General features: G+C 57.3%; 4 protein-coding genes. All 4 read right to left on the bottom strand.

All coding sequences use genetic code 11. From position 1 onward, the window contains the following. On the bottom strand, positions 1-767 hold a 767-nt coding region (locus FJY67_10885), incomplete at its 3' end, for a hypothetical protein (GenBank protein MBM3329953.1). After that, positions 760-1,371, bottom strand: a complete 612-nt coding sequence (locus tag FJY67_10880) for a hypothetical protein (GenBank protein MBM3329952.1) — start codon at positions 1,369-1,371, stop codon at positions 760-762. The genes FJY67_10880 and FJY67_10885, both read right to left, overlap by 8 nt. A gap of 27 nt (positions 1,372-1,398) precedes the next feature. After that, positions 1,399-5,955 carry a DUF1573 domain-containing protein gene (locus tag FJY67_10875; GenBank protein MBM3329951.1) on the bottom strand — a complete coding sequence of 1,519 codons (4,557 nt, stop codon included), beginning with the start codon at positions 5,953-5,955 and terminating at the stop codon, positions 1,399-1,401. Beyond that, positions 5,880-6,488, bottom strand: a 609-nt coding sequence (locus FJY67_10870) for a PorV/PorQ family protein (protein ID MBM3329950.1), incomplete at its 5' end; no start/stop codon positions are given. The genes FJY67_10875 and FJY67_10870, both read right to left, overlap by 76 nt.

Raw genomic sequence — 6,488 nt, 5'->3', positions numbered from 1 at the left:
TGCCCGGTTTCCAATCCGTAGAAGATCAGTTCCTGCCTTGAAGTCCACTCCCGCCCAACCCAGCGCCAGATGGTGTCGTGGGGGACTCGCTCGAGATAGTAGTAGTACTCAAGCGGTATCCGGTAGAGGTCCCGGTCGTCGGGATCGCTCGACTTCCAGTTAAAACCGAGACCCGGCCAGGTGGTGCTGATCTGGTCAAGCACATAGAGGGTATCGGTAAGGCGAAGGTCGGTGGCAAACTGCGTATCCGGCGCCGTGAACCACTTGATTAGCGGCACATTAGGCGCATTGTTGATGCGGAAGAATCGACGGTGTATAACCGCCGATTCAGTGCCTCGATCATCCACGCACTTCAGATAGAGAACATGCTGTGTTACCCGTCCCGGCGTCGTCAAGAGGTAGATGGTGTCGGATTGAGCAAAGACCCGCACCCAGGACTCTTCGGGGATATAGGGGACATAGCCGTCGGGGTCGGCAAGCGCGGTGGAGTCAATGACGTCAGCATAAAGATAATACTCTACGAATCCGTCGGCATCGCGGCCCTTCCAGTGAATCATCGGCGCGTAGGCAAACGTATCGCGGTCTGCCGGCACGTTTGCAAATTCGACGATCGGTGGCTGATTGGTCGTCACGTCGCCGGTGATGCGCCCGGGAAGCACATCACAGCCCGCTATAATAAGAATTGCCAACACCGGTGCAATGGCGGCCCGGGTAGCGCCACTTAAGGCTTTGGATGACTGCAAGATCTCTCCTGCCCGTTTAGCCATAGATGCGTCTCAATCTTTCGATTTCCTCCATCAGTTCCCGGCGGCCGGACGGAGTCCGGACATCGGCTTCGAAGGCGGGATTCAGTTCCTGGACAACCGCATAAGATGCGCTGTAGTTGCCGGTTTGGTACCAGGCGGCAGCCATCATCAGTTTCACATCACGAAAGTCGATCGTCTGTTGATGTAAGAAGCGCCAGCCGGGACGCCGTCTCAGGAGCGAGTCGGCTTTGGCGATTGCTGCAGCATAGTCACCGCTCTGATAAACGGCAAAAGCCCATCCCCCCAGTGCATCGTAGCGGGTTGTGTCAAGCCCTAATGAACGCCCAAAATGCGTCCCAGCCTCGGACAATCGCCCCGGCATCCGACCGCTCGACCAACCAAGGCCGTTATAAGCGTCGCTGAGCCGGGAATCGAGTCCGGTCGCTTCGGTGAAGTTGCTGTGTGCGGTGGCGTAATCTCCGGTCTCGAAGGCGTCCCACCCGGCTGCAAGGGCTTCGGCAGCGGTCCGACCGCCGCTGCCATTGGAGTCGTCATCCTTTGCGCACCCGATGATCAGAATTGCGGTGGTCGCCGCAACTACAACCGGCTTAGATATCCGGTTCAACAAACCCAGTCTGTCAGGAGACATCCATTACCTCACAAGTAGCAATTTCGCCGTACGAACCTCGTGCCCGGTCTCAAGGCGGAGCCAATAGACTCCGGAAGGTGCGTTCAGATTACCATGGTCACGACCGTTCCAAACAACACGTCCTCGCCCGGCCGGTTGATTGCCGTCGATAAGACTGGCCAACTTCCGCCCATCGAGACTCCAGATACTGAGCGCTGCATATCCCGTTTCGGGAAGACGATACTCGATAGTTACGCTGCTGTTGAATGGATTCGGCCAGACTTGAAGAAGGTCGGGTGAATCCGGCACCAGTCGTCGATCTTCCCCTCCGCTGGTTAGGTCCATCCCAAGGGCGAACCGGCCACCGAGATTCGTAAATCCTATGATTGCACCACCTTCAACCTTGCCATCAAGGCGGGCAATGCCATTGTCAGCGATTCGGTAGATGCCAATAAGTGTCATATCCCGATCCGGAAGTCCCAAGTCACTTATGGGTATTGAAAACCGCATCGGCTTGCTGAGTCGTCCAGACTCGATGGTAAAGGTCTGTGATAAGAAAACCACTTTCTCCGTTAAACGGACGGGTACCGGGTCGATTCCGCTTACGATCCATCGTTCTTCTGCCACTGCCCCGGCGGGAATCTGAATAGTTCCTCCGATGCCCGGTATCAGCCCATATCCACCTTCGCGGGTGGTAGTCAGAATGATCTCGAAGTCACGGCCTACCTTTTGTCGCTGTCCACCAGAAATGTCACCTTCCGCGGTAAGGAAGAGCGGCCCCGAACCGGGCGCTTCATACCGGCCACGGTAGTTATAGGCATCGATCATCGCGAGAGGAACGATGGTCATCGCGCCTCCGCCATACTCTGCCGAACAGACCGGAGCCGACGTGAAAGGTTCGAGCGATGTAAGAACAACATCGATCCAGTGCGGAAATGCGGGATTCTGGAAGAGTGCTACCGAAATGTCGGGCGATTGCCAGCCGCCGCCATGAGGTCCGCCATAGGCACCGATGTCGTTGCGCGAAGTGCCAAGTGAAGGTGGGAAGGAATAGTCGCGATAAGTCCGTTCCGGGTTGCCGCGGTCTATGAGCGGAGATTCGGAACCCAATGCATAAGGCAGGGAAGATCCGAGATCGAAGCCGGCATCGACATCCAGGTTAGTCTGTCCGGCGTAGCCGCCTTCGACGTTGCAGTAACTGACTAACAGCGACGAACCGCTGAGGGCTTGCAGCGAGGGGCCGCCGTTGTTGTAAACGATTGTATTAGTGATTGAAGGAACCGATCGTATGGCACCCGCAATCCCCCCGCCGATATTGGCAACAATGGTGTTATTAAGAATCCGCGGCGCCGAGTTTTCAGCGACCACGATACCTCCCCCCAATGTTGCGCTGTTACCATAGACCAGATTGCTTTGAAGCACGGCACTGGAAAGGAACTTGAAGTAGAACCCGCCGCCTTCGCGCGCAGTATTGTTGCGCACGAGGCAATTGCTTATTACCGGTCGTGAGTTGAGAACGAAGATTCCGCCACCCATATTGGCGCGGTTCGATTCGATGATTGATCCGCCGATGGTTGCGCCGGAGTTTTCGAGGTTGATTCCTCCGCCATTACGGGTCGTATCCACATTCCCCGATATACGTGAGTACTGAATCACCGGCGAAGAGTTGCGGATTCTAACACCCTGCCGGGCTCCGGAGACAACTGCATAAGTGAGGCGGGAGCCGTCTTCATTCTCAAGCACCAATCCGCGCCATCTGGAAGCAACAGTGCCGGAATTGTCACGGGGCAGGAAGTAGATTGAGTCTCCCGGAAGGCCAAGCGCTCGGAGTTCTCCATTGGCGCGTATATATGCTCCCGGCTCGAACAACACCCGGGCACCTGGCATAATGCGCAATCGTTCGTGAGCCGGAACGATGACCGAGTCCAGAACAATGTAGTCCGGACTTCCGGCAGTCCAACCCCAAACCCCGCTCACTTGACCGAAACGATACTGTCCCGGCTCAGCCATCCCCCTCCCAGAGACCCGGTAAAAACGTGCCAGCGGATAGTTACTTTCAAATCTCAAGCGCGCAACATAATCCTGCCCGGCTTGCCCGGGATGGAAGCGAAGGATCACCGTCCCGGTAGAGTCACGCGGTATCGTTAGCCCGCCGGGGGGGAGTTCTGCCGAGAAAGCGCTCGCCGGACCCGTCACAGCATTAACGGTCATCCCGGTAATAACGAGCGGTTCATCGCCCTCATTAGTGACCGAAAGCGGTGAACGCGCCGTATCGCTGCCAGCATAGACATAACCGATGAAGCGCGAGGTGTCGGCTACCGACAACTTCGGACCGACGCCGCGACCGGTCAGTTTAACGAAGATGCTCCGGTCGTTCGTCACCACCGTCATGTTCTTCTCATACGGCTCCGGAATACGAGGTGTGAAAATGACACGCACCCGTCCGGACGCCGACGGTGCTATGACACCGTCCAGGATCGACGCCGCAAAACCACCCTGCTGAACCGATACACTGCGCAGTCTAAGGTCGCTGCGCCCGTTGTTACGAATCATGAAGAATAGAGTATCTGCCAGATCGATCTGCTGCGTGCCAAAGGCTAACGCCGAGTCCGCCACTGCAACCGGGTCGATGCCGGTTCCGCGCAGGAAAAGCCGGGGCTGGCGCTGGGTGGTGTCGAAAGGCGCGGGGTGGAGCGAATCGCTGCCGAAGAGGTTGTCACTCGATGTAATTGTCAGGGTATCGAAGTGCGTCCCTAATTCGGTCGGACGGAACTGAAGGGTGAACTTGGCGCTCTCGCCAGGCTCGACGGGAGCTACCTGGTAAGCCGGCAAAAGCGTCCCATCGACATCCGCGAGATCCGGGAAAATCGTAAGTTCCAACGTTGCCCGAGACGAGCCTCCCGGAACAAATAGAGCCGGATCGCTGCCGAAATTCGCCTGAGCCCGGTAGGCCAGGCTGTCAACTGCGTTCCACATGCGAAACCGAAGCGTGTCATTCCGAACGAATCCGTCCCTACCTGGAGTGCCGGGCAGATCGTGGTAGAGCGTCATCCGGAGCGGGAAGCCGGTCGAATCGACGGTTGCGCGCCCTGCACAAACTCCCGAGGGTGTGAACGCAGCTATCCGGTCTCCGGTTATCAACCGAATCCCACCAACCCGGGCATCGGTGACAACCACTGCCATTGCCGAGTCGGGGATCGAAGGCACAACTTGCCAGACTGCATCGGGATTTGGGATTTTCGATTCCGGAGTGAACTTGAACCGGTTGAGGTAGAGTCGGTAGTGCCCCTGATTCTCCACCTTGATATCGAATGAAGACTGCGAATTAGTGCGGACGGTGTCGAAAACGACCGCCAGTCTCAGCGCTGCCCGATCATTATAAATGACCGGCAAAGAACGAGTCGCCCGCTCGGTGCCGCCTTCATGGCCGATGTTTAGACGGTTAATCAGAATGTCCGGCTCGGATGAGGCGTTCATTCGCGGATCTCCGCCATCGACGCAGGGCGACGAAAAACGCAGACGAAAGTCGAATGGTAGGCGTGTGATGTTGACAAACTGAACCTGAGCCGGGGAGAGGTTGCCCGATCCGGGCAAAGGATTCAACTGCCCCAATGAGACCGCACTGAACGACACCTCCGGCGCTGCGGACTGTATCTTCCCCAAATCGGCCATAAACTTGTAGGGGTCGCCCGATGGCAGGTTGTTGTCGTCCGAATTGTCGTCGAGGAAGAGGATTTGGGTGTTATTCGTAAGGATCGAATTGACGATCTCAGGCTTGGCTTCGGCTCCGCAGAAGACCCCGCCGCCCCAGCCGCGCGCCGTATCGAGAGCCACCGTGCTGTTCAGAATCTGCGGATTGGAGAAGGATAGAAAGACCCCGCCGCCGTGATTGCCGGCGCGGTTAGTGACGAGGAGTGTGTTGCGTATTAGTGAGGAGGTGAACCAGCCGTAGATTCCGCCGCCATCGTGATCCGAGCGGTTGTTCTCGATCACTGTTCGGCTGATAGTCGGCGAGCAGCGTTCGATGTAGATACCGCCTCCGCAGTTCTCAGGCCAGGTGCCGCGTGCCCAGCCATACTCGATACGGCAGAAGTGGAGACGCGAGTTGCGCGCAGCATTGATGAACCGGATGCCTTTCCAACGGTTGTCTGGAATGCCCGGATCCGATGCGGTGAATACGACTGGTCTATCTGCAGTACCGGCGGCGTCGAGCAGACCGCGCACCGTGAACGAAAATGCGCCGGTGAACTCGACGCGGACTCCGGGACGCACATCGAGCCGCGCTCCTGCCGGCAGTTCGATGTCTCCTACCACCCGCACCGGGCTGTCAGTGAGGCTCCATTCGCCGCCGGCAAGTGTGCCCGAGACGTCAAGTGCATGGGCAGGACTGCATAGCGCCGCTGCGAGAGCGAACACCATCAACCCGCCTGCGAACCGGCGGTTTGGGGAGCGTCGCAAATCGTCTTCTCCTGCTTGGTTCTGCTTCCTTTTCATTCCTCTGTCAACTAAAAGAGAGCGAAGGGCAGACGGTAGGCGATCGTGAAGCGGTGCGCGTTGCCCAATGTTCCGAGCCCGACCCATGCATAATCAACGTTGACTCCCGCCTGAGGAATCTGCAAACCTAACCCTATCGAAATGCCATCGAGCGTAAGCGCGCCGTCTTCATCGAAGAGTGGGTATTCGATGAAAGGATCCTTTTGCGGATTCTCTTTGTATTCTTCCCATTTGGCCCGGCTCAGCCCGTTGATCTGCTTGCCAAAGCGAAAACTGACAAGCCGAGTATAAGTATATTCAAGACCAAGTCGGTAGAGTTCGAGGTTGTCGTTAGGGTGGAGGAACTCCCCGGCTGCCAGTAGGCTGTGCGGACCCTCCTCGTAAGCCAACATCGATGCCCCGAACTTGAACGTGATCGGAAGGGGGAACGGCTCGCGGACGAACTTCATATCGGGTCCGAAGTTCTGAATTATCATCCCGATGTTGATCCGCCTCCAGCCGGTGGCATAGAAGGTCCCGACGTCGGACGACCAGCCCGAAGCGGTCTCGTCGGCGAGCCTCTCATGCAGGTACTTAAACGTTGCCCCGACAGAGAACTTGTCGGTTAATTGCTGACACCA

The organism is Calditrichota bacterium, assembly GCA_016867835.1.
Classification (GTDB): Bacteria; Electryoneota; AABM5-125-24; order Hatepunaeales; family Hatepunaeaceae; genus VGIQ01.
This window is presented reverse-complemented; position numbering and strand designations above follow the sequence as displayed.